General features: G+C 35.2%; 32 protein-coding genes. 15 read left to right on the top strand and 17 right to left on the bottom strand.

Annotated features, from left to right (window positions below):
• Positions 1-12: 12 nt before the first annotated feature.
• The 3 genes from PLX19_RS15950 (at position 13) to PLX19_RS15940 (ending at position 2,850) form a co-directional block, all read left to right on the top strand.
• Positions 13-915 carry an ABC transporter ATP-binding protein gene (locus tag PLX19_RS15950; RefSeq protein ID WP_272189691.1) on the top strand — a complete coding sequence of 301 codons (903 nt, stop codon included), beginning with the start codon at positions 13-15 and terminating at the stop codon, positions 913-915.
• Positions 915-1,691 carry an ABC transporter permease gene (locus tag PLX19_RS15945; RefSeq protein ID WP_272189690.1) on the top strand — a complete coding sequence of 259 codons (777 nt, stop codon included), beginning with the start codon at positions 915-917 and terminating at the stop codon, positions 1,689-1,691. Before PLX19_RS15950 ends, PLX19_RS15945 begins: the two co-directional genes overlap by 1 nt.
• A gap of 133 nt (positions 1,692-1,824) precedes the next feature.
• Complete coding sequence (locus tag PLX19_RS15940) at positions 1,825-2,850, top strand: type II CAAX endopeptidase family protein (RefSeq protein ID WP_272189735.1); 1,026 nt, start codon at positions 1,825-1,827, stop codon at positions 2,848-2,850.
• Between the two features lie 22 nt (positions 2,851-2,872).
• On the opposite strand, the gene PLX19_RS15935 is transcribed toward PLX19_RS15940, so the two are convergent.
• Entirely contained in the window at positions 2,873-3,055 is a 183-nt protein-coding gene (locus PLX19_RS15935) for a DUF3913 family protein (protein WP_272189687.1), read from the bottom strand.
• A gap of 332 nt (positions 3,056-3,387) precedes the next feature.
• On the opposite strand from PLX19_RS15935, the gene PLX19_RS15930 reads away from it, so the two are divergent.
• A complete protein-coding gene (locus PLX19_RS15930) occupies positions 3,388-3,786 on the top strand; it encodes an SseB family protein (RefSeq protein WP_272189686.1) in 399 nt (132 codons plus the stop codon).
• Between the two features lie 144 nt (positions 3,787-3,930).
• Positions 3,931-4,119 (top strand): hypothetical protein, encoded by a 189-nt coding sequence (locus PLX19_RS15925; protein ID WP_272189685.1) that lies wholly within the window; start codon positions 3,931-3,933, stop codon positions 4,117-4,119.
• Between the two features lie 161 nt (positions 4,120-4,280).
• Here PLX19_RS15925 and PLX19_RS15920 read toward each other — a convergent pair whose 3' ends face one another.
• Entirely contained in the window at positions 4,281-5,183 is a 903-nt protein-coding gene (locus PLX19_RS15920; RefSeq protein WP_272189684.1) for a S66 peptidase family protein, read from the bottom strand.
• 110 nt (positions 5,184-5,293) lie between these two features.
• Here PLX19_RS15920 and PLX19_RS15915 point away from each other — a divergent pair, with 110 nt between their 5' ends.
• A complete protein-coding gene (locus PLX19_RS15915) occupies positions 5,294-6,379 on the top strand; it encodes an NAD(P)H-dependent flavin oxidoreductase (RefSeq protein ID WP_272189683.1) in 1,086 nt (361 codons plus the stop codon).
• Between the two features lie 33 nt (positions 6,380-6,412).
• Here the strand turns inward: PLX19_RS15915 and dltD are convergent, their stop codons facing one another.
• Genes dltD through PLX19_RS15890 form a run of 5 tightly spaced genes read right to left on the bottom strand, consistent with a single transcriptional unit; the run spans position 6,413 to position 10,746 of the window.
• A complete protein-coding gene (gene dltD / locus PLX19_RS15910) occupies positions 6,413-7,588 on the bottom strand; it encodes a D-alanyl-lipoteichoic acid biosynthesis protein DltD (RefSeq protein WP_272189682.1) in 1,176 nt (391 codons plus the stop codon).
• Positions 7,585-7,824 (bottom strand): D-alanine--poly(phosphoribitol) ligase subunit DltC, encoded by a 240-nt coding sequence (gene dltC / locus PLX19_RS15905; protein WP_020061867.1) that lies wholly within the window; start codon positions 7,822-7,824, stop codon positions 7,585-7,587. Before dltC ends, dltD begins: the two co-directional genes overlap by 4 nt.
• A gap of 58 nt (positions 7,825-7,882) precedes the next feature.
• Positions 7,883-9,076 carry a D-alanyl-lipoteichoic acid biosynthesis protein DltB gene (gene dltB, locus PLX19_RS15900; RefSeq protein WP_272189679.1) on the bottom strand — a complete coding sequence of 398 codons (1,194 nt, stop codon included), beginning with the start codon at positions 9,074-9,076 and terminating at the stop codon, positions 7,883-7,885.
• On the bottom strand, positions 9,073-10,587 hold the full coding sequence (dltA, locus tag PLX19_RS15895) for a D-alanine--poly(phosphoribitol) ligase subunit DltA (RefSeq protein WP_272189678.1): 1,515 nt from the start codon (positions 10,585-10,587) through the stop codon (positions 9,073-9,075). The genes dltB and dltA overlap by 4 nt, the downstream gene beginning before the upstream one ends.
• Positions 10,588-10,599: 12 nt before the next feature.
• Positions 10,600-10,746, bottom strand: coding sequence for a teichoic acid D-Ala incorporation-associated protein DltX (locus tag PLX19_RS15890; protein ID WP_035435359.1), 147 nt, complete (start codon positions 10,744-10,746; stop codon positions 10,600-10,602).
• A gap of 320 nt (positions 10,747-11,066) precedes the next feature.
• On the opposite strand from PLX19_RS15890, the gene PLX19_RS15885 reads away from it, so the two are divergent.
• Positions 11,067-12,245 carry a M20 metallopeptidase family protein gene (locus PLX19_RS15885; protein ID WP_272189677.1) on the top strand — a complete coding sequence of 393 codons (1,179 nt, stop codon included), beginning with the start codon at positions 11,067-11,069 and terminating at the stop codon, positions 12,243-12,245.
• Positions 12,246-12,545: 300 nt separating this feature from the next.
• A complete protein-coding gene (locus tag PLX19_RS15880) occupies positions 12,546-12,992 on the top strand; it encodes a flavodoxin (RefSeq protein WP_272189675.1) in 447 nt (148 codons plus the stop codon).
• 56 nt (positions 12,993-13,048) lie between these two features.
• Here the strand turns inward: PLX19_RS15880 and PLX19_RS15875 are convergent, their stop codons facing one another.
• The 5 genes from PLX19_RS15875 to PLX19_RS15855 form a co-directional block, all read right to left on the bottom strand.
• Positions 13,049-13,957: a phosphotransferase family protein gene (locus tag PLX19_RS15875; protein WP_272189672.1), complete on the bottom strand. Its 909-nt coding sequence runs from the start codon at positions 13,955-13,957 to the stop codon at positions 13,049-13,051.
• Positions 13,958-14,215: 258 nt separating this feature from the next.
• The gene (locus PLX19_RS15870; RefSeq protein ID WP_020061860.1) at positions 14,216-14,365 is read right to left on the bottom strand and encodes a hypothetical protein; all 150 of its coding nucleotides are present in this window, start codon (positions 14,363-14,365) and stop codon (positions 14,216-14,218) included.
• 17 nt (positions 14,366-14,382) lie between these two features.
• The gene (locus PLX19_RS15865) at positions 14,383-14,559 is read right to left on the bottom strand and encodes a 2-isopropylmalate synthase (protein ID WP_272189671.1); all 177 of its coding nucleotides are present in this window, start codon (positions 14,557-14,559) and stop codon (positions 14,383-14,385) included.
• A 285-nt stretch (positions 14,560-14,844) separates the two neighbouring features.
• Positions 14,845-15,315, bottom strand: coding sequence for a L,D-transpeptidase (locus PLX19_RS15860; protein ID WP_272189670.1), 471 nt, complete (start codon positions 15,313-15,315; stop codon positions 14,845-14,847).
• Positions 15,316-15,490: 175 nt separating this feature from the next.
• Positions 15,491-16,849 (bottom strand): MATE family efflux transporter, encoded by a 1,359-nt coding sequence (locus PLX19_RS15855; RefSeq protein ID WP_272189668.1) that lies wholly within the window; start codon positions 16,847-16,849, stop codon positions 15,491-15,493.
• Positions 16,850-17,031: 182 nt separating this feature from the next.
• Here PLX19_RS15855 and bacA point away from each other — a divergent pair, with 182 nt between their 5' ends.
• Complete coding sequence (gene bacA, locus PLX19_RS15850) at positions 17,032-17,823, top strand: undecaprenyl-diphosphate phosphatase (protein WP_272189666.1); 792 nt, start codon at positions 17,032-17,034, stop codon at positions 17,821-17,823.
• A 26-nt stretch (positions 17,824-17,849) separates the two neighbouring features.
• Here bacA and PLX19_RS15845 read toward each other — a convergent pair whose 3' ends face one another.
• Both PLX19_RS15845 and PLX19_RS15840 read right to left on the bottom strand, forming a co-directional pair.
• Positions 17,850-18,404 (bottom strand): thioredoxin family protein, encoded by a 555-nt coding sequence (locus tag PLX19_RS15845; RefSeq protein ID WP_272189664.1) that lies wholly within the window; start codon positions 18,402-18,404, stop codon positions 17,850-17,852.
• 64 nt (positions 18,405-18,468) lie between these two features.
• On the bottom strand, positions 18,469-18,909 hold the full coding sequence (locus tag PLX19_RS15840) for a regulatory YrvL family protein (RefSeq protein ID WP_272189663.1): 441 nt from the start codon (positions 18,907-18,909) through the stop codon (positions 18,469-18,471).
• A 368-nt stretch (positions 18,910-19,277) separates the two neighbouring features.
• On the opposite strand from PLX19_RS15840, the gene PLX19_RS15835 reads away from it, so the two are divergent.
• The 3 genes from PLX19_RS15835 (at position 19,278) to PLX19_RS15825 (ending at position 21,877) form a co-directional block, all read left to right on the top strand.
• Positions 19,278-19,697: a MarR family winged helix-turn-helix transcriptional regulator gene (locus tag PLX19_RS15835; RefSeq protein WP_272189662.1), complete on the top strand. Its 420-nt coding sequence runs from the start codon at positions 19,278-19,280 to the stop codon at positions 19,695-19,697.
• Between the two features lie 140 nt (positions 19,698-19,837).
• A complete protein-coding gene (locus tag PLX19_RS15830; RefSeq protein WP_242217100.1) occupies positions 19,838-19,993 on the top strand; it encodes an imidazoleglycerol-phosphate dehydratase in 156 nt (51 codons plus the stop codon).
• Between the two features lie 540 nt (positions 19,994-20,533).
• On the top strand, positions 20,534-21,877 hold the full coding sequence (locus tag PLX19_RS15825; RefSeq protein ID WP_272189661.1) for a TrkH family potassium uptake protein: 1,344 nt from the start codon (positions 20,534-20,536) through the stop codon (positions 21,875-21,877).
• Positions 21,878-22,056: 179 nt separating this feature from the next.
• Here the strand turns inward: PLX19_RS15825 and PLX19_RS15820 are convergent, their stop codons facing one another.
• Positions 22,057-22,419: an imidazole glycerol phosphate synthase gene (locus PLX19_RS15820; protein ID WP_272189660.1), complete on the bottom strand. Its 363-nt coding sequence runs from the start codon at positions 22,417-22,419 to the stop codon at positions 22,057-22,059.
• Between the two features lie 478 nt (positions 22,420-22,897).
• Here PLX19_RS15820 and ytfJ point away from each other — a divergent pair, with 478 nt between their 5' ends.
• Both ytfJ and PLX19_RS15810 read left to right on the top strand, forming a co-directional pair.
• Positions 22,898-23,272, top strand: coding sequence for a GerW family sporulation protein (gene ytfJ, locus PLX19_RS15815; protein WP_272189659.1), 375 nt, complete (start codon positions 22,898-22,900; stop codon positions 23,270-23,272).
• A gap of 127 nt (positions 23,273-23,399) precedes the next feature.
• The gene (locus tag PLX19_RS15810) at positions 23,400-23,489 is read left to right on the top strand and encodes a phosphoribosyl-ATP pyrophosphatase (protein ID WP_272189658.1); all 90 of its coding nucleotides are present in this window, start codon (positions 23,400-23,402) and stop codon (positions 23,487-23,489) included.
• 446 nt (positions 23,490-23,935) lie between these two features.
• Here PLX19_RS15810 and PLX19_RS15805 read toward each other — a convergent pair whose 3' ends face one another.
• Positions 23,936-24,178: a YkuS family protein gene (locus PLX19_RS15805; RefSeq protein WP_139207656.1), complete on the bottom strand. Its 243-nt coding sequence runs from the start codon at positions 24,176-24,178 to the stop codon at positions 23,936-23,938.
• A 98-nt stretch (positions 24,179-24,276) separates the two neighbouring features.
• A complete protein-coding gene (locus PLX19_RS15800; protein WP_272189657.1) occupies positions 24,277-24,531 on the bottom strand; it encodes a DUF3911 family protein in 255 nt (84 codons plus the stop codon).
• 405 nt (positions 24,532-24,936) lie between these two features.
• Here PLX19_RS15800 and ilvE point away from each other — a divergent pair, with 405 nt between their 5' ends.
• Complete coding sequence (ilvE, locus tag PLX19_RS15795; RefSeq protein ID WP_272189656.1) at positions 24,937-25,833, top strand: branched-chain-amino-acid transaminase; 897 nt, start codon at positions 24,937-24,939, stop codon at positions 25,831-25,833.
• The last annotated feature ends 1 nt before the right edge of the window (position 25,834 follow it).

Genomic DNA, 25,834 nt, shown 5'->3' with positions numbered 1-25,834 from the left:
GAGGAATAGACATTGGGAAATGTAGTAGTGAAATTAGAAAATGTTCATAAAAAAATAGGCAGTGCTGAAATTATTCGTGGTCTTTCGTTTGAAGTACAGGAAGGGGAAGTGTACGGCTTTCTTGGGCCAAATGGAAGTGGAAAGACGACGACAATTCGGATGATGACAGGGCTGATTTCAGTATCAGAAGGTGATATTACAATTTGTGGCCATAGTATACGTACTGAACGTGAAAAAGCGCTAGAGTATATTGGAGCGATTGTAGAGAACCCGGAGCTATATGAATATATGACGGGAATGCAAAATTTAAAGCATTTTGCCAATATGGCTGTTACACCAATTGGTAAAGAACGAATTGCTGAAATTGTAAAGCTTGTTGAACTAGAGCATGCGATTCATAAAAAGGTAAAAACATATTCTCTTGGTATGAAACAACGTTTAGGGATTGCGCAAGCATTACTGCATAATCCGAAAATTTTAATTTTAGATGAGCCGACAAATGGTTTAGATCCAGCGGGAATTCGTGAAATTCGAGATTACTTACAGCGTTTGGCAAAAGAAGAAAACATTGCAGTCATTGTATCAAGTCACTTATTAAGTGAAATTGAGCTGATGTGTGATCGTGTCGTTATTATTAAGAAGGGACAATTTGTGCAAGAGTATAGTTTACGTGGACAGGTAAAAAGTGATGACAAGATTATGGTAGCCATTGAAGTGAATCAAGTAGAGAAAGCGAATGAACTGATTAAAGGAACCATACAAGAAAACAAAATTATTGTATCTGTCATGAAAGAGGAAATTCCGCAACTTGTGAAAAATTTAGTGCATGCTGATGTTCTTGTGTACGGTGTAACCGTTCAAAATAAATCATTAGAAGATGAATTCTTAGCAGTTACAGGGGGAGTGAAAGCATAATGATAAAGTTAATTCAAAATGAATTTTTAAAGTTGCATGCAAAAAAGAGTATGTATATTTTATTAGGAGTGCTAGCAGTATTAGAAATTGCAGCAGCAGTTATTATCAAAAAATGGGCTCCACCTGAAATCAAAATTGAAGGATTCATTATGTTTGCAGAGCAAAATATCGGCATGATTGTTACGTTTGCAACAATCTTTGGAGTTACGTTAGCATCCCGCACAATTACAGAGGAATTTCAAAAAGGGACAATTAAACAATTATTGATTCGACCAAGAAAACGAGTTACGATCTTATTTTCAAAATATATTACAATTCTCTTAGCTATATTGTTTGTATGTATTGCTTCTTTACTTACAGCAATGCTGATTGGTCTCATTGTATTTGGCGGGGACACTGGAGCGGTAACTTTTACAATTTTGTTAAAACGTTTTGCATATAATATTTTACCGATATTCTTTTATCCAACAGTTGCATTCTTGCTAGCGAATATTTTTAGAAAATCAGTTTTACCATTAGTTATTACACTATTTTTCTTCTTCCTAGAGGGAATGTTAAAAATGCTAGTATTCCAATTTGCTCAAGGTACAGCAAAATATATTGTAATGTTTCACTTAAATTTAAATATGTATGATAGTAATGTGTTGCTAAGTCAAGGGGCCAAACCAATATTTACAGAGTTTAGCTTTACAACTTCTTTATTATTTGTGCTAGCTCATTTTGCCGTTTTACTCGTTGCTTCGGGTGCATTGTTTCAAAAACGTGATGTGTTATAAAAATAAATCCTCGCTTAGGCGGGGATTTATTTTGGGAGTTGTAGGATGATACAAGACTAATTTAATAAAAAAAGGAAGAAATTACAGCATATTGATACTATAATATAAATATATCATGTTGGAAGTGTTTTCTATTAACCTTGCATTTTCACGGATTCGACTACGCAGTTTTTTTGGGTGGATGATTTTAGGTGCGTTTATTGTATATCTTCCACTAGAGATAATTGGTGCTGAAAATGGTGTATTCCAATTTGTCTCAGACACCCTAGTTTTCTTTGCTTTTCCATTACTTTGGTTGTTTTATAAGATGAAAAAACATAACGCAGTATTTACAAGTTTTTTTGATAAACCATCATCAATTCCATGGCGACTTATTTTAATTGCTACGGCTATGGGAATGATTTTTTCATTCGGTGTATCTTTTATTCAATTTTACATACTAGCTCAGATGATTCCGGACTTTTTAGTTGATTTATTAAGTGATGGAAATGTTATTGATATGAGCACTACTTTTACAAAAATTTTAAGTGTCATCTCAGCTTGTATATTTGCTCCAATTATGGAAGAAGTGATCTTCAGAGGCTTTTTCTTAAACCGAATGGCGTATAAATGGGGTGTGAAACGGGCCATTATCATTTCTTCGCTTATTTTTGGATTTGGGCATGTTGATGTAGTTGGTGCCTTTTTATTTGGTGTTGTTATGTGTCTTTTATATATAAAGACGAAAAGCCTATGGACAAATATTATTGTTCACGCCTTAAACAATACTGTTGTTAGTATCATTCAATTTACTGATAGCAGTGCACAAGAACCAGTAAAAATTGCTGATTTACAAGCACTGAGTAATTTATGGATGGGTCTTGTTATCATTATTATTAGCTTATTATGGCTTGTTCCCTTTATTCGTCGTAATTGGCGTACTGTAAGAGAAGTTGGACTGCCTCTACTTCGAATCATTCAAGAAGAAAAACAAGCTGATTTGATTGTAGAGCAAGCTGCATATAGTCAAGTTGTTTTCACCGAGCGCTACATGGCTGTTGAATTACCTGATGAAGCTGTCAATCACTTAGGTTTAGAAGAAAGTGATTATGTAAAAGTGGAACTAGTGAATGATACAATTGTGATAAAAAAAGCAGATGAAAGAGAAAGGCTCTCCTAAAAAGTATGGAGAGCTTTTTTCTTTAGTAAATAAAAATTTCAACATGAAAGTTATTCCCATTTTTTATATATTTAATGTCCGTTACAGTACGTACTTTCTTTAAAAGCTCTACTTTCTCACCGATTCGCGGAATAGTGGGAACGTTATCCCAAATACCGAGTAAATCATTTGTGGTTTTTGTTTTTTCGTAAAACCAAATTTTCACTGTGGTGCCCCTTTCTTAACTTTGTATTTTAATACATAATAAAACATTTTTATACTCATTGTAAGATGTTTTTACGTGTTTTTTGAATAAACTTAACAAAAAATATTTTCATTGAGGGAAGACATGTTTCATATCGGTTGTAATGCACTTTTCAAAAAACAATGTAAAAAAGCTATTATTGAATGTTTCAATTATAGCCAGAATGATTATTGTTAGCAGACTGAGAAAGGAGAAGTTACTTAGCTTTATAGTGAAAAAATAATTTTATAGAAAAAAATAAGAATATTTTGTATAATTACATTACAATAATTTTGAAAGCAGGGTGGCGGCGAATGGCACATATTCCAGTAAAAAAATTAGAAACATTATTAGCATTAGCTGATGAAGATAAACAAAAACAAAAAGAATTTTATGAAACGTTATTAACAACACACGTTTATGTTGCAGGAACGGTTGATATAAAAGAAGGAGATTCACAAGGAATAGTGCATTTACGCTATTTTCAGGGGGAAGGAAGATGGATTTTACCATTCTTTACGCAGCTTGAATTTTTACAAGCTGCATTGCCTGAAGATGTACCTGTTATTTCGATTCGTGGAAAAGAGTTATTTGAAAGCATTGATGTGGAAGCAACAGCGGTCTTAAATGTTGGCACAGATCTTGACAAAACATTTACACCTCCAGAAATTGCTGACATTGCTTCCGGAAGAATTTTTAATTATTATCAATAAATTGCCGTTACCATTCTTTCAAGGGGACATATAGTATTAGTAGCTTGACCAAGAGAGGATGGGGATATATGGCTAACGATAATAATAACAATAATAACAATAATAACAATAATAACAACAAGAATAACAAGAATAACTGCTGTTTTGGTTGGAACATGTGGAACAATAACAATAATAATAATAAGAACAACAACAATAACAACAATAACAACAATAACAAAAACAAGAATAACTGCTGTTTTGGTTGGAACATGTGGAACAACAATAACAACAACAACAAGAATTAATGAATGGAAAAAGGAGAAGCAGACAAGCTTCTCCTTTTTCCTATAAAAGTAGTATAAGAGTCAGAGAATATGAAGAAACTCTTCTTGATGCAAAGTTCACATTATCCCGCATTAACGGGCAGTAAGCCCCCAACCTCAAGGTTTGAAGGAGAAGTAAAGAAGAGGTGGGGATAATTGCCCGTAAAAGCCCGATTGGTGATGGAAGTTTCACTTTATACCAGAAGAGATAGAAAGTGTTTTTTGTTGCCCATTTATTGTAGCAGGAACACCTAGAGGGATTCCTATATTTGGTTGTATATGGCCAATTGGTAGGTTATACAAAAGGGGAATATTATAAGAGATAATGTAATCATATAAAATTTCAGAAATAGATAAAGCTGGTTTTGAAGATGTACACTTATGACAATTTGTAAAGATAACACCAGCACACTGTTCAAATTTCTTTCCTAAGCGCAATTGATTTAACATGCGATCAACGCGATAAGGCTCTTCGCCGATGTCTTCCAATAATAATAATTTGTTTTTTGTATCAATTTCGTACGGTGTACCGAGAGTACTTGTAATTACGCTTAAGTTTCCTCCGACAAGAGGAGCGGTGATGCAACAATTGAAAGAGTGAAGAAACGCTGCTCCTTCTAGAATAATAGAGTATGGACGAAAAAGTTGTTTGAAAGAGGAGAAAGAGAGGGTATCAAGTCCCTTTCCCACTTCCTCCATCATGGGACCATGAAACGTAACGAGTTGTGCCAATTGCTCAAAAGCGATGTGTAAAGCTGTAATATCACTATAACCCCAGAAAATTTTTGGATTATCTCGAATGAGTCCATAGTTAATAGAAGGTAGAAGGCGACCAGTCCCATATCCTCCTCTAGCACAAAAAATCCCTTTCACATATGGGTTTGTAAAGGCCTCGTGTAAGTCATGAAGGCGAACGGTATCATCTCCAGCTAAATATCCTCGTTTTTCTTGTACACTCTTTCCAATGATAACAAATAAGCCCATCTCTTCGAACTTTTGTTTTGCTTGAAGAATGTGGTCTATAGATGGGGGACCTGCTGGAGCGATGATCATAACGGTATCTCCGTATTGTAACGGTTCTGGATATTGCATCAAATTCCCACCTTTCTTACACTATATTCATGCAATGTGTCTTCAATAATTGAGGAAAGAAGGAAATGCTTTTGGTGGCCAAGAAAGTATAAGAGAAAGGAGAGAAATAAATGTTTTATAGCCGAGTATGTGAGAAGCTACAAATTACATATCCTATTATTCAAGCCGGGATGGCAGGAACAGTTGTAACACCAGAGTTAGTAGCTGCTGTGTCTAATAGCGGAGGATTAGGGACGTTAGGTGCAGGATATATGAGTTCTGAACAAATTCGCCTTGCAGTACGTTCAATTCGTCAGTTAACAGATAAACCGTTCGCAGTGAACTTGTTTATTACAAATGATATACAAATGAATGAAAAAGAAGTAGAAGAAGCACAGCATTTATTACAACCTATTCGGGAACAACTGCAATTAGAAATAGTGAAGAAAACAATGCAGTTACCAGAAAATTATAAAGAACAGCTGGAAGTTCTTATAGAAGAGAACGTGCCTGTTTTTAGTTTTACTTTTGATACACCAAAACGGGAAGAAATAGAGAGATTAAAGGGGCATGGGATAAAAATAGTTGGTACGGCAACAAATGTGGCCGAAGGGAAAGTATTGGCACATTTAGGTGTAGATATTATTGTAGGACAAGGAAGTGAAGCAGGAGGACATCGCGGAACATTTCTTGGAAAAGAACAAGATTCCATGATTGGCACAACTGCACTGATTCCGCAGCTTGTTGACGCTATTCCGCAAATCCCTATTGTTGCGGCAGGGGGAATTATGGATGGGCGGGGAGTAGTGGCAGCTTATGCACTTGGTTCCGAAGGAGTACAAATGGGCACAGCATTTTTAACTTGTTATGAAAGTGCGGCTCATAAGGCACATAAAGAAGCAATAATAAAGAGTACAGACCAAAGTACGACAATGACACGTGCATTTTCAGGTAAATATGCAAGAGGAATTCAAAATAGTTTTATCAAACAATTAAAAAATAAAGAAGAGAAATTTCCTGCATATCCAATTCAAAATGTATTAACAACAGAAATTCGCCAAGCGGCAGTTAAACAAAATAATCGTGAGTACATGTCACTTTGGGCAGGGCAAGCTTCATCCTTAGCAAAAATGGAAGAGGCAGAGCACATTATCATGCGAGTGATTAAAGAGACAAAGGAAACATTAACTAGATTACAAAGCACTATCTATAAGTAAAAAAGAACGCTTGAAAAATTCAAGCGTTCTTTTTTAGTTGCTTTTATAAAACTGTTGAAGTGACTCGTCGACATATACCCAGCCTTTCCAACCTAAATGCATCGTATCTTTTAAGAAATACTTATCATATTCGTGGCTTGAAAAGTCTGCAACTGGGAATCCAGCTTTAGCAATTTGTTCATTAATTTTTTTATAGTATACATCACGGCGTTCTTTTGGGAATCCAGCATAATCGTACCATGGACCATTAACAGGAACAGAAATAAACAATGGTTTTGCATGCGATTGTTTTAAAATGTCTAAGACTAATTGGAAATCGTCATACTCTGGTGATTCATCGAATGATTCATTCGCTCGATAACCTTTTAGATGTTCTAATTTCTTCTTAATGCCCTTATTATAGTACGGATCTTCAATGCCGAATGGATTCGTTTTAGATTCCAATTCACCAGTTTTTTCTGCTCGCTTACGAATTTCTTCCCAAGCAAGGGATTTTAATTCAGGATCTAAATGTGTTTTTCGCGGTTTAATATCAAATATTGATGTAACTAAGTCTTTACGGTCTAAAATATTACGATATACGTATGCAAATGGTTTTGCTGCCGCCGCTTTCACGTTATGTTTTGTGTCGTCATATACAATTCCTTCTAAAGAAGTTTTTAAGAGTGTATCTTTTCGAACAATCTCAAATCTTAATAATCGCTCAGCAATTTGCTTTTTCATCTCAGGCTTTAAGTCATTGTTAAAGATGAGATGGTACGCTTGTTGAGACGAAAAGTTTGGCGCAAAATGCACTTCATCTAAACCTTCTTTTACAAACCATTGTGGTGAAAGGACAAAGACAATTTTACGATTTTCTAACTGATCCATTGAGGAAGCTAGACTTAATACGTGAGTAAGACTTTGTGTTCCACCACGACCGATAAGAAACGGTGTGAATTCTTGATTTTTTACTTTAAAGTAGTTCGATGGATGGTACACATCCATGCGGGAAAATTCCGATGAACCATACATCGGAAGGTATTTTGGATCTTCTAGCATCTTTTGTTGTATTGCAATGCCTTGAAACATTTCTTTCTTTAAAGATGTTGTGGCATCGTCGACCTTTTGCTCCCCGATAAGTGGTAAAAAGAAGCGTGATGGAATAAATAACACCACGCAGAAAAGAGCAAATGCTAGAAGCATCGGGCCAAACGTTGTTTTTTTCATCGCATATCTTCCAGTTTCTTAATAATCATGTTTGGTGTTGCCCACTCGTCGCGATCAAAATCAGAAATAGACACTTCAATGCCTAAACGTTCTTGGAATTCTACTAATAATGATACTGTACCGAAAGAATCAAGAATGCCTTCTTCAAATAATTGTACATCTGTATTTTCTTTTACGATGTCATTTTCACATACTTCCTCTAAAATATCTAATACTTGATCTTTAAATTCAGCCATTGTTTATTCTCCTTTATATCCATAATGTATTATGTGTAACTTCCTAAGAAGTTTTTAACTAAAAGTGTCTGCCTAGGTTACCTGAGAAGAGTAGAAGACCGAGACAAACGAAATGGAATGTAATGATAATTCCAAGGACATGTGTAAATTTATTATTTGGCCAAAACTTATGCTTTTTATTTTTACGTTCAAATATATCAAACGCAATGAACAAAATGGCATGATACAAGCCATATGTAATATAATACCACGTTAGTCCATGCCAAATGCCCATAATTCCAAAGTTTAAAAATGCACCGATATAAGAAATTGTATAGCGGTTTTTAATTAATTTTTTCTTTGTTGCAAAAAAGACAAAGCGCATATAAATAAAGTCGCGGAACCAGAAAGATAATGTCATGTGCCAACGGTTCCAAAAGTCTTTAATATTACGACTTAAGAAAGGTTTGTTAAAGTTTTCTGGCATTTTAATACCCATTATATAACTTACACCGATTACGAATGCGCTATATCCTGCAAAGTCAAAGAATAGATATAAACTATAAGCGTACATATCAGTCATAAATGAAATAAATGTAGTTTGTTTAGAAATTGCTGCATCCCAAATATGGTTTTTAATTAAGTACGCAATAATAAATTTGTAAAGAAAGCCCTGGAAAATACGATTGATTCCTGTATAAAGCATTGCTTTATACTCATCTGCTGTTGGTGGTTTCTCTAAATCCTTTTGGAATCGACGATAACGATCGATCGGGCCAGTTGAAATCGCTGGGAAAAATAAAAGAAACTCCCAAAACTTAAATAGTGATATTTCTTTAATCAGACCATCACGAATTTCAAATACCATTTGTACAGCTCTAAATGTTACGTAGGATATACCAAGAAACACAATTAATTTGATAGCTGGTATATCATTAAAAAATACGATTGATTTTAAAGCTGGAATAGCAGGTACGATTTTCACTAAGATAAGTGGCAAAATCGATAAAATAACAGCGATGCAAAAAATACTCGTTTTGTTATCACGCTGTCTTAACGTTAAGTAGCCTTTAATCAAAACATATTGCCAAATTGCAAATATTGCTAGTGCAACAGCTTGTATTGGTTTATCTGAAAAGATAACAGCGAGCATAATAAGTGTTACAACCGCATTATATTTGCGCAGCATTTTCCCTCGTAACCCAGCAATAATGGTAGGAATAAGCAAAATGCCTACAATAGCGAAAAAATAAAATGATGCATATGGGGTCATGCTGTAACCTCACTCAATAATTTTTTACGATCTACTTTTCCATTTGGTGTCATTGGAATAGAAGATTGATACATGAATTTTCGTGGAATCATGTAATTCGGTAATCGTTCATTGAGTTCTTTTTTAATAGCAGATGTTAATTTGAATTCTTTTTCAAAAGAATGTTCACCTGGAACAACAACTGCTAATAAGTAGTCATATTTTTCACCTTTTTTAATTGGAAGTACAACAGCTCCTTCCACATATGAACAAGAACGAAGGTGGTGTTCAATTTCTTCTAATTCCATTCGATAACCGTGAAGTTTAATTTGGAAATCAAGACGACCGTTATAGAAAAGAAGTCCATTTTCTAAATAGCCAGCGTCACCTGTTTTATAAGCGCGTTCGCCGTCAATAACAGTGAATGCTTTTTCTGTTAATTCAGGGCTTCCTAAGTATCCAACACTTACACTTGGACCAACAATGACGATTTCACCCTTTTCACCGTCAGCCGCAATTGTACCATCTTCTTTCATAATGATGATGCGGCAATCTGATTTACAGTAACCGACTGGAAGAGATTGATATTTCTCCACTACTTCATTTGTTACATGGATACCAGTCACTGCAACAGTTGCTTCTGTTGGGCCATATGTATTCATAATCGTAGCTTTTGGGAAACGCTCTAACAGTTTTCTTGAAATATCATTAGATAATACTTCACCGCAGAATAAGAATGTTTTCATATTTGGAAGCATACCTTCTGAGAAAGATGGTTCCATTAAACACATTTCTGCAAAGGACGGTGTAGATGTCCAAACTTGTATATCTGATTGTTCTAAAGAAACAAATAAATCTTTTGGACGTGCAATCATATCTTTATCAATTGCCCATAGTGTACCACCGGTTACTAATGATGGATAAATGTCCATAACAGATAAGTCAAATGAGAAAGGCGCCTGGTTCAAGAAGACTTGTCCTGTTTGTAAGTTGAAGTCTTCAACTATCCATTTTGTAAAGCTTACAAGGCAGTTAGACGTAATTTGTACACCTTTTGGATTTCCTGTACTACCTGATGTGTAAATGATGTAGAAGTTGTCTTCGTCATTTACTGCATGGTCAGGATTTGGAATCTTTCCTTTATGAGTAAGAAGAATATCTTCTAATTTGTTTCCATCAATAGTCTCAACTGGTAATTCAGCTACTGTAACCTCAGTTGGAGATAAAAGCAGCTTTGCACCAGAACTTTCCGCAATGCGCAATACACGATCAGCTGGAATTGAGACGTCTACTGGAATATACGCATGACCAGCTTTGACACACCCTAGGAAACAGACAATCATTTCTGGTTGCATATGTCCGTATACGATAATTGGTGAACGGTCATCACCATATTGAGAAGAAATCCAATGTGCTAATGCATCAGAGTCTTCTTTTAATTGTTTGTACGTAATTTTCGCATCTCGCCAAACGAATGCAGTTTGGTCAGGCGTTTCAAGCGCCCATTTTTCAATCTGTTCTAATAACTTCATAACGCTCCCACCCTAAAATTCATTGTAAATAAATGTACTTGTATTTGTATCTTGGAATCCATACAACCATAGTAAAGCAAGTAAAATCGCAAGGTAGTAACAAGTTTTTGCAATCCATTGCGTGAGTGGTTGAGACCATATTTCTTTTAATATCTTCATGTCTGTCCCCCTCTTTGAAATAGTATCCGTATGTAAGTATCATATCCTACATCACTTTGAAAAACACAAAAATTCCACATTTTAGGTAAATGTAAGACGGAAAGGCTCTTTTTTGATAGTAGCACTAAATGTTAAAAAAGAAAATCCCTAACTTAACAATTATATTACATTCCAGATAGAATTGTAATTCCTTTGCAAAGGAAAGAGACAAGAATATGCTACTTCTAACTAAGATAGTACATAAACTTTCATTAAACAAGGGAATACGGTCATTAATGATGGAATAAGATTGTTAAAAATAGAATAGGGAGTTGAAGCGGATGAAAACATCTCACGTAGATTGGTTATGTTACCTTTCGGAAGATAATATTCGAATGTGGCGGCGCTATTTGCATCAGCACCCTGAACTGTCATTTCAGGAAAAACATACATCACAGTTTGTATATGACACATTGGATTCATTTTCTTATTTTGACCTAACAAGACCAACAGCATGCAGTGTAATGGCAAAGCGGAAAGGAAAAGGTACGGGTAAGACGATTGCAATCCGCGCAGATATAGATGCACTTCCAATTCAAGAGAAAACAATGAAGCCATATGCATCAACTGTACCAGGAGTTATGCATGCTTGTGGACATGATGCACATACGGCAATTTTATTAGGTGTAGCAGAAGCTTTAGCAAAATATGATGATGACTGGGGAGGGGAAATTCGTCTTTTGTTCCAACATGCTGAAGAACAATACCCTGGTGGAGGACAAGAGATGGTCAAGGCAGGCGTTATGGATGGCGTAGATTATGTGATCGGTTTACATGTTATGTCAGGACTAGATAGTGGGAAAATAGGAATTTCTTATGGGCCGATGATGGCGGCACCTGATGTATTTACCATTGAAATTAAAGGAAAAGGAGGACATGCTGCTCATCCAAAGCAAACAGTGGATCCCATTGTAATCGGTGCACAAATTATTACAAATTTACAGCATCTTGTTTCAAGGCGGACTGATGCATTTGAACAACGAGTGGTCTCGGTTACGCAATTTCATGCTGGAACAGCTGATAATGTTATTCCTGAGACAGCAATGATTTTAGGAACGGTGCGTTGCTTTGAGAACAGATTAAGACAAGAATCTGAAGGTATAATTGAACAAATTGTAAAAGGGATTACAGCAGCGCACGATGCAACGTACATATATACGTATCGATATGGATATAATCCAGTCATAAATGATTCATATGTGACAAAAATAGTAGAAAATAGCGCAATTGCATTGTTTGGAAAAGAAAGTATTACCTCACTGTCACCTTCTATGGGCGGAGAGGATTTTTCAGCATATTTACAAAAGGCTCCAGGCTGTTTTATAAAGCTAGGAACAGGCGATAAAAAGAAAGAAACATGCTACCCACATCATCATCCTAAATTTGATGTAGATGAAACAGCGTTAATTCGCGGTGCACAATTATTTTTACAAACGGCAATGGAACTATTGAAAGAATAAGTGTAAGTTTCACTGTATATTCCAAAATAAAAAAAGGCAACTGCAATATTCGCAGTTGCTTCTATTTCTTTCCGTTAGAGAGGGTTAAGAAAGAACTATGCTCATTTATAGTATATGTATGTCTTCCGGACAAGCTTGTATCTTTTCATCAATTTTTTAAAAATAGTCATTGACTTTGATAATCATTATCGATTAATCTAGTGGTGTTGTAATTGATAATAATTCTCAAAAGTGTTCACTAGTTGTAAAAGAGTGCTAAAAATATAGAGAATGAGATACATAGTAAAGGGAGAGAGTCTAATGAGTAAGTTAGTAATGATTTTTGCAAGTATGAGTGGAAATACAGAGGAGATGGCAGATCATATTGCCAGGGCGATTCGTAAGACAGGAAAAGAAATTGAAGTAATCGATATTATGTCGTCACCCAAAGCGTTTATTCTAGAAGAGTATGATGGAATTGTACTAGGTGCATACACATGGGGAGACGGCGATTTACCGGATGATTTCTTAGATTTCTATGATGAAATGGATAAAGTGGATTTAACAGGGAAAATAGCAGCAGTGTTTGGTTCGTGTGATTCTGCATATCCGAAATACGGGGCAGCTGTTGACATTTTAATTGGAAAATTACAAGAATGCGGAGCTAAAGTCGTACTCGAAGGGTTAAAAGTGGAATTAACGCCCGAAGATGATGATGTGGAAGCGTGCCTATGTTTTGGCACGGAGTTTGTGCAGCACCTTTCTTAATGATGAGCGTGAGATGAGGAGCATGAGCAGGAAAAAAGGTGCAAAGAAGCACCTTTTTATTTGTTTAAAATATGTAATAATCGTCGTTTATTTCTTTCAATTATTTTTTCGTTATTTGTCTCGAAACCGTATACGAGATCATGGAGTATAGGGCTGTATTGATAAAAGGAGACAATCCGCTCGAAAAAGGTTTTATCCTTGCTCTTCGTTAAAGAAATATAGTTGTTGTAAACTTCTAAAGTAAAATCATGCCCATAGTCAGCGTATAATCCAGCAAAATCAAATGCGGGATCGCCAATTTGTGCGTCTCCTATATCAATGATGCCAGCGATTTTCTTTGTATGAGGATGAAATAAAATATGATTATGTGTTAAGTCGGCATGTATAACGGTTTGTAAGGGAGTAATTGTATATAGTTGTTCTAAAAATGTTTGAAATAGTGTATTCAATCGATCAGTTTCTTCTATTGTAAATGTGGTAAACAGATAATCTTTTAGTTTTATATATAATTCGTTCCAATATTGAATAGTTTGTTCAACTTGAAATCCCCATTCTTTTGCAAGTGTTATAGGGACTGTATGCAAAGCAGCAAGAAATGATGCTAGTTGTGTAGTGATATGCGATTTTTCATTGACTGAGAGATTATGTAAGTAAGATGATTTGAATGGTTCACCGTGAATCATTTTATAGTAACTACAAACAGGAATAGAATCCACTTCGTTTTCATATAAAATCTGATAGTTCGGTACTTCTATCTGTTCTGCTTGCAGTTTAGAAAATAATGCTTTGTACAATTGCTTTTCACGAGGAATTTTTTTCGCATATTCAAATTTTCTAGGAAATCGAAATAACCATTCATCATTTACGATAATCGCAACATTATCCCAACCGCTTTCATCTTTATGATAGGAATGGATAGGGAAATGGGGGAGCGTTTTTTGAATGTAGTGTGTATAGTCTACCATTTGTTTCGCCTCTTTCGTTTATTGATGAAACAAAAGAAAATCCCTAAATTAGGGACTTCTTTTGTTTTTCTATATAAATCCATTTTAATTATTCTACATAACAGTTTCTGCTATGTAGAATACAATATGACCGCTACTTGCTTTCTTTTTTTGTTCTAAATCCGCATATGGCAGGAAAAGACGTTAACCGCTTCTGTGCACGGCCAGATGCTCTCGTCCCCCAAAAAAAGAAAGGGGTTTTATTATAGAGATATTGTTTTATAAATTCTCGTTTTGTTGCCCAATCTCCTTTTTAGCCAAAACAAGATTTGCATTTTCGATAGCTCGGTGTTTGTCCAAAGAGTCTCCAGCGTAACCCTTTTGCGTTTTTACAACTCGTTTGCTTGTACTTGCTCGGTTGTTATCCATATTAATCCTCCTGTCTTTTATCTAAAATATACGAAGGTAATTAGCAATAATAATACAGCTGCAAATACGACAATCCCTACTAAAAACGTCATATTCGAAAAACGAGAGGGGGGATGTACATCTTGGCGATAACTAGGTGAAATTTCCGGTGCAAACTCTTCTTGATAAGATTGTTGCTTTTCTGTTTCGTCCATTGTTGCAACTCCTTTCACTGTATGGATAGGTTACGCGCTATGAGGAAGAAATATACACTCAGTATGGTAAGGCTTGAATGAAAAGTATAAACAAAAATATTGGAAAAGAGATTGTAGAGAAGGGGGGGAACAGGGAATATACATCTAAATATCTCATTATAACGGGTTCTTAATATAGATTATAAATGAAGAAAAATGTTCTTAAAAAAGAACATTTTTCCCCAAAAAAAAGCATTATGTAACTATATATTCATATGAAACAGTAATTGCTTTATATGTTATTGCTTATTTGTTTGTGATAGTTACAGTTGTATTGACAGGAACGCGATCAAATAACCAATGCACATCTTCATTATACATGCGAATACAACCAAGTGTAGTCCATTTTCCAATCGCATTTACGTTATTGGTTCCATGGATTGCATATGTTGTTCCTTTCGTTCCATTTATATCAAGACCGAGCCAACGATCTCCTAATGGGTTACGTGGATCACCGCCAGGAATGTGTCTTTTGTAATATGGACGATTCTTAATTTTGTTAACAATCTTGTATGTTCCTAATGGTGTTTTTGTACTGCTTTTGCCAGTAGCAACTGTAAACTCTTTAATAAGTTTACCCTTTTCATAATATGCCATCTTATTAGTCGCAACATTGACAGTTATCAAATGATCTGGCTGATTTGTCTCTGCGTTGACTGCTTTGATAGGAAGCATAGAAGAAAAGCATAGTAGTAGTGCGATCATAAATTTCCTCATATTCAATTAATCTCCTTTATAGAAATATCAAAATCTATTATAGCTCTCTTTTATAAGGAATCCTATTCTTTTTTTAAATATTATAGATAATAATTGATATATTAAAAAAATAAATGGATACAAAAAATAGAGGGCTGTCCCTTTTGTATCTTTCAGATATTAAAAAAGCCGCTATTTAGCGGCTTTTTACTACAATATATTTTTTCTGTACTTGCAAAAGACGAGCAAGTAAAAAGATTGCTCCAAAAGCCAGTCCTAAAATAAGTCCAATCCAATATCCTTTTGCGGCTAAAGGTGTATAGGTTGCAAGGATATAACCGAGCGGCAGGCCTATGACCCAATAGGCGATGAGCGTCATAATAAGAGCGACATTTACATCTTTATAACCGCGAAGTGCCCCTTGTACTGGTGTAGCAACTGCATCAGAAAATTGGAACAAAATCGCAAATACTAGAAATTGTTTCGTTAAGTCGTGTACAACAGGATCATTTGTATAAATAGAAGTAATATTTTCATCAAATACAAATAGTAAGAGCGAATAAACAAACGCAAAAGCGAGTGCCAAGCCAATCCCTATAAAGCTATAGTGCTTAGCATCTTTATACCTGGATGCACCGACTTCGAATCCAACAGAAATTGTCATTGCCATAGATAAGCTGAGTGGTGTCATATATAAAAGAGACGCGAAGTTTATTGCAGACTGGTGAGCAGCGATGGTTGTTGTATTATAATTACTCATTAATAACGTAACAGCAGCAAAAATGCTTGTTTCAAAAAAGATTGCAAATCCAATAGGTATCCCAAGTTTTAATAATTCCTTCCAGCTAGATAGAGAGGGATGATATAGACATCGAAAGATACCATATGAGAAGAACGGTTCTTTTGTACGAATAATGATAATTGTGATTAGTAAAATACACCAGTATGTGGTTGTTGAGGCAATCGCAGCGCCGACTCCTCCGAGTTTAGGGAAACCGAAATGACCAAAAATGAGTACATAGTTCAACACAATATTAATCGGTAAAGATAGTAAAGTAATAATCATTGTAGTTCGTGTTTTTCCTAAGGCATCAATAAAACCGCGGAGAACTGTATAAACAAACAGTGGAATGATACCAAATGCGATAATGCTTAAAAATTGACTAGCAATTTGAGCTACTTGGTGTTCTAAATGCATGGCATGTAAAATAGGTGAAACTGTAAAAAAACCAATTAGTATAACGATAAGGCTAACAAAAATTGCTAAATATACAGCTTGTGTCACGACATGAGCGACTTTTTCTTTTTGTTTGGAACCAATAAGCTGAGCAACAATCGGAGTGGTTGCCATTAAAATACCTGTTAATCCTGTACTAATAGGAATCCATATACTTGTTCCAATTGCAACGCCAGCTAAATCCGTAGCACTTGCATGGCCTGACATCGTAGTATCGAAAAAGCTCATGGAAAATAATGATATTTGTGTAACAAATATAGGAAAAAATAATAAGACAAATTGTTTTATTTTTTGTGAAATCGATGAAGATTCTTTCATATTTACTCCTTTCTAATATACAAACAAACCGCTTTAATCATACTATTGAATAAGGATTTAGAAAAGTAATACGTATCCATGTATTTAGAATGAATTTGAAAAAAACGATGCGTGTTTTGTAAAGATGAGGTATTATGATAAAGTATGAATAAAGCATTAGAAGGTATTAAGGAGGCACGGGTGTGGCTGATTGGTTAATTGGATTAATCATGGGTGCTGTTGAAGGATTGACGGAGTTTTTACCTGTATCATCAACAGGACATATGATTTTAACAGGGCATTTAATTGGGTTTGAAGGAGATAAGGCAAAAACATTTGAAGTTGTTGTGCAATTAGGGTCCATTTTAGCGGTTGTTGTTGTATTTTGGAAACGATTATGGTCATTAGTTGGAATTGGACGAGTAAAGCAAGGGCCATCTTTAAACTTATTACATATTATTATTGGAATGATTCCAGCTGGTTTACTTGGTTTTTTATTTCATAGCAAAATCAAGGAGATTTTATTCGGGACAGGCCCGGTTGTTATTAGTTTAGTTGCTGGTGGTATTTTAATGATTATTGCTGAGAAGTTTTCAAAACCAAGCACAGCAAAAACATTGGACGAGATTACCTATAAACAAGCATTCACAATTGGAATGTTTCAATGTTTAGCACTATGGCCAGGATTTTCACGTTCTGGATCTACGATTAGTGGTGGGTTATTAGCTCGTGTATCTCATACGGCGGCTGCTGAATATACATTTATTCTTGCTGTACCAATGATGGTTGCAGCAACAGGTCTTGATTTAATTAAGAGTTGGAGTGAACTAAGTGTAGCAGATCTTCCATTATTTGCGAGCGGATTTATTACTGCATTTGTCGTTGCAATGTTAGCAATTGTTTCATTCTTAAAATTATTATCTCGTGTGAAGTTAACACCATTTGCATATTACCGTTTCATTCTTGCTGCGGTGTTTTATTTCTTTGTTTTATAATGAAAAAACTGCCATTTGGCAGTTTTTTATTTTGTTATTCTATCTATTATATGTTCCATTACGTGTTCCCAAATTGCTGTGTCAGAAGCTAATGTTTTACGGAATTCTGCATACATATTTTGCTGTTTTTCTTCGAATCCTGGATCTTCCTTATTAGGAAGTGTTGCACGCATAGATGTAACCAACTCTTGTACTTTTGGTGCCCGAGGTCCCCATACTGCTTTTTCATTCCCATCTTGATCGATAAAAATAAAAATTGGAATTGCACGTGCAGTACCATTTGTTAAATATTGATCCATCAACTCTAAATGATCATCGCGAATAAGTAAGCGCATTTCAATGCCAGCAACTTCGCAAATGCGTTTCATAATCGGTACGCAAAGAAGGGCATCGCCGCACCAATCTGCGGTTAAAACGATAACCTTTAAGTTGTCATTTTGGCGTGTTTCTAAAATTGGAAGAAGTTCATTTGGTATTAAGAAATTATTGTAAACGTGTAGTAATTCGTATTGGTTTACTGTCATATTATTTACATATGTATCAAAGGACATGCCTTTTTCAAACCATTGCTGTAATGTCATACATGACACTCCTTTCTATATTTTCTCATATTGTATCAAGTTTTTTTGCGGAAAGCTTGTAATATTACTTATTTTTCTTATCGGTAATCCATAGTTTATCAATTGTGAAAAAGGTTAGGACAATTAACAATTCTCCTATATTAGAAATGGTAACCCCATCAATCCATTCATCTGTAATATGAATTGTAATCCAATCAAAGGAAATTTGTAAAATAGCAAGAAGGAGAAATGAGAGCCATTTGGGCATTTGGTTTAATGGGGCGTTAAAAAATATTTTACACAAACCAATTCCAAAACTACTAAATATGTCTAAAGCAAGGCTTAATATAAAAAAGAGAAGAAGAGCTGTTCGAGATGTATATTCGACCCCAGTAAGATGAAATACACCAACAGAAATAAAAAATATAAAAGCCAATGCGAGAAAAATGAGTAGCGAAATACTACTAATTATAAGTGTTTTTTCTTTTATATTTAAATCTGAAAACGCCTCGTCTTGTTCCTTCATATAAACCCCCTCACTTATTTTGGGAAAAAATAACTTTTTGTTTATTGTAACATTTTTTAGGGAAATGAAGTATAGGTAGTGAAACTATAATCGGTGGGGACATCCTTCAATGTCGAAACTTTACATTAAGGGTACACTGTTTCATTATGTGGAATAAAATGAAAACAGGGTGCTTATAGGCACCCTGTTTTCGCGCTGATCAAGTGTGCAGCATTTGATAAAAGCAACTTTTATCATCTATTTCCATACAAGAAAGAAAAGATACATGAATTTCCAAATAAAATGGATGACAAAATGAAAAAAGTACGTTAATATAGTTCATAATATTTTTATTTAACTATATTAAGTACATAGGGGTGCTGTATATAATGGTTAACAATCGCGAGTTGCTCATCGAGAATTTGTCGACAAATTTTTTTGCTATGTTTCGTACAATCCGTAATGATATGAACAAAATTTTTGAGGATTATATTCCGTGGAATGAATTTCTTGTGTTACGTATTTTAAATCGAAACCAAAAGGAAATGGTTTCTCGTGTTGCGAATGAATTGAATGTATCGAATAGTCATATTACGGCTGTTGCAGAAAAATTAATCAAAAAAGGACTCGTAACGCGTTCGCGTAGTACATCAGATCGCCGCGTTGTGTATTTGGAGATTATTGATAAAGGGAAAGAGTTAGTAGTTGAGATGGAAAAACAGAACAAGTTGTATTTGAAAGAACGATTTTCTACTTTATCTGAAGAAGAAATGACAGTTATGATCGCTATATCACAAAAATTAATTTAATATTAATAAATTTTTGTATTTGCATTAGGAAACCATTTTGTTATGTTAAAGCCTTCGCGATTAAGCGAAGGTTTTTTATGTGTATTTTGAATGGAACGAAGCATACTAACAATATATGATAAAGAAGGGAAGGAAGCTGTATGACGAATCGTAATGGTAGTAAAGGGAGCGGGAATCAAGGAGCACCTAAAGCAGGTCAATACCAACAGGAATTTGGTACAGAGTTTATTGCTGGTGATGATAACAAAGGAAAAGAATATCGTTCGAAAAAAGGAAGCAAATCAAGGAAGGAGTGAAGTGTATTCACTTCTTCTTTTCTATATAAATTCAAATTTTAAAATCGACATAAAAGCTCTTTTCTTGTTGGGGAGGAAAAGAGCGTCTGGCCGTGCATAGAAACGGTCAGGGCCTTTTTCTACCACATGCAAGGTTTAAAACAAAAGGAGAAAGAAAGTAGAGGTTATGTTGTCATAGCAGCGACTTATATATTGAAATTTAAAATCGATTTATATATCAGGAGGGAATAAAAGTAGTGAAATAAAAAAAGCCATCTTTGCATTGCAAGATGGCCTAGGAAGGGGGACAATTTATGTCATTTTAAGTTAGGGACAGAAAGCTGTTTGAGACATTGGGGATGTCTCATTATTAGGGAGGAACAGCTTCGATAATTATACTATAAAAGACTGATGTGAATTCAATGTGAACTTGGAGTGAAGGAATTAGGAATTTTCTATTTTCTATTTTTTATATGGGAATAAAAGTTGAAATTCATATGAAAAAAGATTATGCTCAACTATGTTACATATTTTGGATGATGGATTAAGGGAGTTAGTGCTATGAAAATAATAGAAAAACGAGACTTAAACGATCGTTTTATACGATTAAGTCCACCGCAAATTTTAGCAATTGGCTTTTTTGCTTTGATTATCGTTGGAGGGATATTGTTGAAATTACCAATTTCAACAAAAACGTCTATTAGCTGGGTAGATGCTTTTTTTACAGCGACGTCAGCTGCGACTGTAACTGGCTTAGGTGTAGTGGATGTGAATAGTACATTTACAATATTTGGACAAGTTATCATTATGTTTCTAATACAAACTGGTGGTTTAGGTTTAATGACAATAGCTATTTTAATAGTTTGGGTGTTAGGGAAAAAGATAGGGCTGCGCCATCGTCTTCTTATTGGAGAAGCGTTAAACCAAACAAACATTGGCGGGCTTGTAAAATTAGTAAAACGGGTATTTTTCTTCTCTATTTGTATTGAATTAGTGGGTGTTGTATTTTTATCTATTCGCTTTGTTCCTGAATTTGGACTCGGAAAAGGACTATATTACAGCTTGTTCCATGTCGTGGCTGCTTATAATAATGCCGGCTTTGCATTATGGCCAGATAATTTAACGAGATATGTTGGCGATCCTATTGTAAATATTGGTATTTGTACGTTAATTGTAACAGGTGGTTTAGGTTTTACCGTGCTCATTGATATATGGTATAGCCGCAGTTTTCGAAAACTAGTATTGCATTCAAAAATCATGATTATTGGTACGGTTGTGTTAATTGTGGCTGCAATGCTTATTATATTTTTATTAGAATATAATAACGCAAAAACATTAGGTTCTTTATCATTAAGTGAGAAGTTGTGGGCATCGTTCTTCCAAGCAATTACACCGCGTACAGCTGGATTTAATACAATTGATTACGGAAGTATGGGAGAGTCAACACTGTTCTTTACGATGGTACTTATGTTTATTGGAGCGGGAAGTGTTTCGACTGGAGGCGGTATTAAGCTCACCACTTTTGTTATTTTAATTACATCTGTGCTTTCATTTTTTAAGAAAAGAGAAGACTTGGTTTTATTTCGTCGTACGATAAAAATGTCAACAGTGACGAGAGCATTGGCGATTGTAATTGCCAGTCAATTTTTAATTTTTGTGGCAGTATTTATACTAATGCTTACTGAAAATTTTAGTTTTATGGAAGTCTTATTTGAAACGATTTCAGCATTTGGAACAGTTGGATTAACAATGGGGATTACAGCTAAATTATCAGCTTTTGGAAAATGCGTGATTATGTTTGTTATGTTTTGCGGATTAATTGGACCGCTAACACTTGTATTTTCACTTGCTCGGCCAGCAAAACAAAAAATTCGCTATCCATCTGAGGATGTATTTACAGGATAAGGTATCTTGCAAGAAGCAAGATATCTTTTATTATGCTACATGATGGAAGCTTTGCGTTATCTCGCTATTTGCGGGCAGTAATACTCCCACCTTAAAATTTAGTAGAATGTTCGGTGGGAGATAAACTGCTGACATGCGCCCGAGTGGTGAAGGCTGATTAATGTTTCACTTTATCGTGTTTAAAAAAGAGAAAAGAATAAACCGATAAGAGCCGCCCGAAATATTAATGCGACAATTGCTGCTAAGCCGCCAACGACTGCAGCAATTCCACCTGTAACAGTAGCTCCGCGGTTATAAGCATAGATACCTAGTAGGACAGCAAGAAGTCCAAAGAGCGTTGGGAAAGTGAATAAAGATAAGACGGCAAGAGCGAGTGCGATAAATCCAGATGTTGCTCCTCCGGCTTTTGTCGTTACTTCTTCCCTGTTTTTGTAAGGCACACCGTTCGGTGCAATTTCAGCTGCATATTCTTCTTCGAAATGATCTTCGTTTTCTCTATAATGTTCTTCATGTTTATCAGTCAATGTGATATCTCCTTTCATAAAGAGCTTCATGTCTAGTATGAGCTACTTCTATTTTTTTATCCCGCTATTTGCGGACGGTAATACTCCCACCTCAAAGTTCGGCGAAAGCATTGTCCAGTTCCAGTGGCTAGAATGTTCGGTGGCTTCGCTTCTTCGTACGAGGTAAAAAGCACCTCTACGTCAGAAACTCCATCCCCCTCACATTCTGTGCGAGCCACTTCCACATTTCTTTTATTTGTTGTCCAGTTCCAGTGGCTAGAATGTTGGGTGGGAGATAAACTGCTGGCATGCGCCCGATTGGTGAGGGCTGATTAAAGTTTCATTTTATCCTATTGTTTGCAAATAGTAAGCTATGCTTTTAGTTCAAGTAACTTTTAGGGAAGAATGTTCTACAAGGAAGATCTACTTTCAAAATTATTAAGTTGTAAAAATTGGTATGTCTTTATCGTTTTTGGAAACGATAAAAAGGAATTGATAGGAAAAAGAGGTGGTTTCTATGACGCAACATCCAATTGAAAACTTAATGAAAACAGCAATGACAAATTTAAAAGAAATGGTGGATGTTAATACGATTGTCGGAAAGCCAGTATCAACAGCAGATGGCAGTATTATTTTAACCGTTTCAAAAGTTGCCTTTGGTTTTGGCGCAGGTGGCAGTGATTTTAATGTAAATAGACAAAAAACAGAGGCACAGAGCCTACATCCATTTGGAGGTGGAAGTGGTGCTGGGGTTTCCATTAATCCTGTTGCATTTTTAGTAGTTGGGGCAAAAGGGATTCAAGTATTGCACTTACATAGTGGTACACACCTTGTAGAAAAAGCATTGGAAACAGTGCCTAATGCAGTGCAAAGATTGGTAAATAAGCCTTAATAGGATACTTGTATTTTAAGGAAATTATGATATAGTAGATGAAGTGTGCTTAAAAACGATACGAATATAAGGTAAATGAAAACATATAGAGAATGATGATTTATGAAAGAACAAGGGAGAGGTATAAATGATTAACATCAAGAATTTTGTTGTCGGTTTATGTATGTTAGTGAGCGGATTCATTGTGTACGTACTAAAGGAAAAAGCGCAGTTTTAGCAAACAGGCTCATTTGTTGGCCTGTTTTTATTTTTGAAAAAATGTTGACATTGTTGTATGGAAGAGGTATGATGTATTTTCGTGTCTCGGTTACAGCTAGTATATATTGATTATTCTTTACTTATATAAATCACTGACTTGCTAAAGATCGGGCGATAATGCCAACAACTTTAGTGAGCACGTATAGGAGAGATTGTATTTGTAAACTGTATACACATACTAGTGTATCAGGAGCGGTCGTTGGAGCCGTAATGATGAGAGAGAGGTAGGGCTTTCATCCAGTATATGTTACTTTCCCGTTAGTTAAATATAGAAAAGAAGGCTACTTTTTTATAAATGGTAGCCTTCTTTTAATGTATTTCCGAAAGAAGTCCCCATCTTCGAGAGTTTGATGGGATCGCAAAGTGAAGCTTCCTATAGGATTCCTTATTCATTAAAGTTTCACTTTATTGAATTCTACTTTCGACTTGTTGACAAATTTCATCGGTTGTTAATCCTCTTGCGTCAATAACAGATCCCTTTATCACAGCATTACTAATCCCCGCTACATTAGAATCTTGACCGCTTATAACGCAGCAGTCACATCCTTGTACATCACTTTCCGATTGTAATGAGACTACGTCATGTCCTTTTTGCTGCAGAGCTTGTTGTACGTTTGTTAAAGTATTTTCTACTCCAATTTTCGCCATGTTATTCACCTCCTGCCATCTAGTAATATGTTCCTTTTTCGGAAGAATATTCACTAATTAGCAGAAGAGTTCACACATGTGGCAGAAGAAGAAGTAAACTAGTCGTTATAAACTCCAGTTAACATGTCACATACAAAACGATCATTTTGCACATCTTGCATCGTATAATCATTTGATTGTACATCAACAGAAGCAATATACATCGGATGTTGTGTCGTTTTATTTTGCTCTGTATATGGGAGTAATTCTACATAATCCTCTAATTTACACAGGCCTTTTGTATTCATTAAGTCAAATAACTGAAGCATTTCCATTACTTCTTGTCTTGTTCCTTTAATTTGTAAACATGCCATATGATTTAGCCCCCTTAAATTTGTCAAAATGATTTTTGAAAATAGGATTATGAGTAACGAGGAAAAAATATGAGTGTTATCCTCAAATTTTATTTTTTATTTTTCCACCTCGCTTTATTTATCCTCTTTTTCCTAAAAATAGATAGGACGTCCGTTTATTGAATACAATACATTCGCATCTTTAGACATAAATCCTTCTCTTAGACGAAAAAAATTTTTGTTGCAAAATGCAGAAAAATATTTTTTGACATTTTGTAAACGGTAACAATGTTGATATAACAATATAAAATGGGTTGTTCTTATTTTTAAAAATTTAAAATTTTCAAAAATTTCTTTGATTTATTTGAAAAGGGGGCGTAAACTAGGAAACAATAAAAAATTCAAGGATATAGGGGGCGCTTTCAAGTGAACGAGCAATGGATTTTCTTAAATGGAGAATTTGTTCCAAAAGATGAAGCAAAAGTATCTGTTTATGATCATGGATATTTATATGGTGATGGGGTATTTGAAGGCATTCGTGTATATAGTGGGAATGTTTTTCGATTAAAAGAGCACCTCATTCGTTTGTATGAATCAGCAAAATCCATTTTATTAGAAATTCCATATACGTTGGAAGAAGTGACCAATATTGTTGTGGAAACGATAAGGCGTAATCAGTTATCCAATGGATATATTCGTTTAGTTGTATCACGCGGGGCTGGAAATCTTGGTTTAGATCCTGATTCGTGTTTAAAGCCAAATGTTGTTGTGATTGCGGAACAACTAGCATTGTTTCCGGCTGAATATTATGAAAAGGGTATCCCGGTTGTGACAGTTGCAACAAGGCGGAATCGCCCAGATGTATTAACACCACAAGTGAAATCATTGAATTACCTCAATAATATTTTAGTTAGAATTGAAGCTAAACTTGCTGGTGTACAGGAAGCGCTGATGTTAAATGAGCAAGGGTATGTTGCAGAAGGTTCAGGTGACAATGTATTTATTGTAAAAGGAAATAAATTAATTACGCCGCCAAGTTCTGCGGGAGCACTGGAAGGAATTACGCGGAATGCGATTATGGAAATTGGTGAGAAGCTTGGCTATGAAGTAAGGGAAGAATTATTTACTCGTCATGATGTGTATGTAGCGGATGAAGTATTTTTAACAGGTACAGCAGCTGAAGTTATTGCGGTAACAAAGGTTGACGGAAGAGAAATCGGTGCTGGGAAACCAGGAACACATACAAATCGTTTATTGGAAGAATTCCGTAAGCTAGTAGTAGAAGATGGTGAAAAAATTTATGAAGAAAATAAAGTAAGTTGAT

The organism is Bacillus sp. BP-3 (assembly GCF_028401955.1).
Lineage (GTDB): Bacteria > Bacillota > Bacilli > Bacillales > Bacillaceae_G > Bacillus_A.
The sequence above is the reverse complement of the archived record's forward strand: the minus strand, read 5'-3'. Positions and strand labels throughout refer to the sequence as shown.

What these genes read in the sequence shown, in the direction of transcription:
- ytfJ (WP_272189659.1), top strand. Translation starts at nt 22,898, where the DNA reads ATGACGCAACATCCAATTGAAAACTTAATGAAAACAGCAATGACAAAT.
- PLX19_RS15860 (WP_272189670.1), bottom strand. Translation starts at nt 15,315, where the DNA reads ATGAGGAAATTTATGATCGCACTACTACTATGCTTTTCTTCTATGCTT.
- PLX19_RS15890 (WP_035435359.1), bottom strand. Translation starts at nt 10,746, where the DNA reads ATGAAGATATTAAAAGAAATATGGTCTCAACCACTCACGCAATGGATT.
- PLX19_RS15855 (WP_272189668.1), bottom strand. Translation starts at nt 16,849, where the DNA reads ATGAAAGAATCTTCATCGATTTCACAAAAAATAAAACAATTTGTCTTA.
- PLX19_RS15845 (WP_272189664.1), bottom strand. Translation starts at nt 18,404, where the DNA reads ATGACATTACAGCAATGGTTTGAAAAAGGCATGTCCTTTGATACATAT.
- PLX19_RS15830 (WP_242217100.1), top strand. Translation starts at nt 19,838, where the DNA reads ATGACGAATCGTAATGGTAGTAAAGGGAGCGGGAATCAAGGAGCACCT.
- PLX19_RS15875 (WP_272189672.1), bottom strand. Translation starts at nt 13,957, where the DNA reads ATGGTAGACTATACACACTACATTCAAAAAACGCTCCCCCATTTCCCT.
- PLX19_RS15885 (WP_272189677.1), top strand. Translation starts at nt 11,067, where the DNA reads ATGAAAACATCTCACGTAGATTGGTTATGTTACCTTTCGGAAGATAAT.
- PLX19_RS15800 (WP_272189657.1), bottom strand. Translation starts at nt 24,531, where the DNA reads ATGGCATGTTTACAAATTAAAGGAACAAGACAAGAAGTAATGGAAATG.
- PLX19_RS15870 (WP_020061860.1), bottom strand. Translation starts at nt 14,365, where the DNA reads ATGGATAACAACCGAGCAAGTACAAGCAAACGAGTTGTAAAAACGCAA.
- PLX19_RS15945 (WP_272189690.1), top strand. Translation starts at nt 915, where the DNA reads ATGATAAAGTTAATTCAAAATGAATTTTTAAAGTTGCATGCAAAAAAG.
- dltA (WP_272189678.1), bottom strand. Translation starts at nt 10,587, where the DNA reads ATGAAGTTATTAGAACAGATTGAAAAATGGGCGCTTGAAACGCCTGAC.
- dltB (WP_272189679.1), bottom strand. Translation starts at nt 9,076, where the DNA reads ATGACCCCATATGCATCATTTTATTTTTTCGCTATTGTAGGCATTTTG.
- PLX19_RS15920 (WP_272189684.1), bottom strand. Translation starts at nt 5,183, where the DNA reads ATGCAATATCCAGAACCGTTACAATACGGAGATACCGTTATGATCATC.
- PLX19_RS15820 (WP_272189660.1), bottom strand. Translation starts at nt 22,419, where the DNA reads ATGAAAGGAGATATCACATTGACTGATAAACATGAAGAACATTATAGA.
- PLX19_RS15880 (WP_272189675.1), top strand. Translation starts at nt 12,546, where the DNA reads ATGAGTAAGTTAGTAATGATTTTTGCAAGTATGAGTGGAAATACAGAG.
- PLX19_RS15865 (WP_272189671.1), bottom strand. Translation starts at nt 14,559, where the DNA reads ATGGACGAAACAGAAAAGCAACAATCTTATCAAGAAGAGTTTGCACCG.
- PLX19_RS15835 (WP_272189662.1), top strand. Translation starts at nt 19,278, where the DNA reads ATGGTTAACAATCGCGAGTTGCTCATCGAGAATTTGTCGACAAATTTT.
- PLX19_RS15810 (WP_272189658.1), top strand. Translation starts at nt 23,400, where the DNA reads ATGATTAACATCAAGAATTTTGTTGTCGGTTTATGTATGTTAGTGAGC.
- PLX19_RS15840 (WP_272189663.1), bottom strand. Translation starts at nt 18,909, where the DNA reads ATGAAGGAACAAGACGAGGCGTTTTCAGATTTAAATATAAAAGAAAAA.
- PLX19_RS15930 (WP_272189686.1), top strand. Translation starts at nt 3,388, where the DNA reads ATGGCACATATTCCAGTAAAAAAATTAGAAACATTATTAGCATTAGCT.
- PLX19_RS15825 (WP_272189661.1), top strand. Translation starts at nt 20,534, where the DNA reads ATGAAAATAATAGAAAAACGAGACTTAAACGATCGTTTTATACGATTA.
- dltD (WP_272189682.1), bottom strand. Translation starts at nt 7,588, where the DNA reads ATGAAAAAAACAACGTTTGGCCCGATGCTTCTAGCATTTGCTCTTTTC.
- PLX19_RS15805 (WP_139207656.1), bottom strand. Translation starts at nt 24,178, where the DNA reads ATGGCGAAAATTGGAGTAGAAAATACTTTAACAAACGTACAACAAGCT.
- dltC (WP_020061867.1), bottom strand. Translation starts at nt 7,824, where the DNA reads ATGGCTGAATTTAAAGATCAAGTATTAGATATTTTAGAGGAAGTATGT.
- PLX19_RS15915 (WP_272189683.1), top strand. Translation starts at nt 5,294, where the DNA reads ATGTTTTATAGCCGAGTATGTGAGAAGCTACAAATTACATATCCTATT.